The organism is Gilvimarinus gilvus, assembly GCF_030518155.1.
GTDB classification, from domain to species: domain Bacteria; phylum Pseudomonadota; class Gammaproteobacteria; order Pseudomonadales; family Cellvibrionaceae; genus Gilvimarinus; species Gilvimarinus gilvus.
On the sequence record NZ_JAULRU010000365.1, the window covers coordinates 1 to 421 of the forward strand.

A 421-nucleotide genomic window follows, 5' to 3' on the forward strand; every position below is an offset into this window, starting at 1 on the left:
AGCCGCGCCTGAGCACTATCGCCCTCAGGGTAATCGGCTGGGTACAGGCAGAACTGCTTGATCAACTCACGCGCCAGCGGCGTCACCTCCAATACCCGACACTGCGGGGCAGCCCAGGGGCAGGCGTCCCGGCGTACATACAGGCTGCGCATCTCGGCCTGCATCGAGGTCACCACCGCATGCTCGGCGTCAGCCGGGATCCACACCCCCCACTGCGGTGGCGCAAAGTAGCTGCCTGCGTCGGTGTAAACACCCAGCACGCCGCTGATAGCGTAGGAGAACTGTACCCAGTCGTGCTGGTGGCGTGTGGTCCAGGAACCGGCGCCCAGGCTTTCGGCACGTGCGTACAGTGGCCTGGGCAACTGCTTGAGTTCAGGAATGGGACGGGGTTGTCCGATGATCGGCATGGCGGCTTCTGTTA

At 64.1% G+C, this 421-nt stretch carries 1 protein-coding gene; it reads right to left on the reverse strand.

The features are described from left to right. On the reverse strand, nt 1–362 hold a 362-nt coding region (locus QWI17_RS06285), incomplete at its 3' end, for an AraC family ligand binding domain-containing protein (protein WP_302721674.1). Between the last annotated feature and the right edge of the window lie 59 nt (nt 363–421).